The organism is Alcanivorax sp. HI0044 (assembly GCF_001634945.1).
Genome location: NZ_LWEZ01000941.1, coordinates 1 through 344, shown reverse-complemented (window position 1 = coordinate 344; position 344 = coordinate 1). Strand labels below are relative to the sequence as shown.

The window sequence follows — 344 nt, the reverse complement described above, 5'->3', positions numbered from 1 at the left end:
AGCACCAGGTAGAAGCCGAGCCCTTCCGGTTTGCGCTGGTGGTGCCCTACCTGCTGGTATTCGGGTTGGCGCTCAGTGGGCTGAACGTGCTGGCGGTACTGATCGTGGGTATTGTCACTGCCGGGATCACCGGCATGGTGATGATGCCGGACTATACGCTCGCCACCATGAACGGGGCTATCTACAAGGGCTTTGAAGGCATGTTCGAAATCATGCTGCTGTCCATGTTGATTGGTGGTCTCTCACAATTGATGACGGATCAGGGCGGCACCCGCTGGGTGATCGAGCGGATTCACGGGCTGACAAGATTGCTGAAGTTGCCACTGCAAAAAGCAGGCGAAGTA

1 pseudogene is annotated in these 344 nt (G+C 56.7%); it reads left to right on the top strand.

Features of this window, described 5'->3' with window-relative positions:
• Nucleotides 1-344, top strand: a pseudogene (locus tag A3730_RS31570) (Na+/H+ antiporter NhaC family protein); the annotation flags it as partial.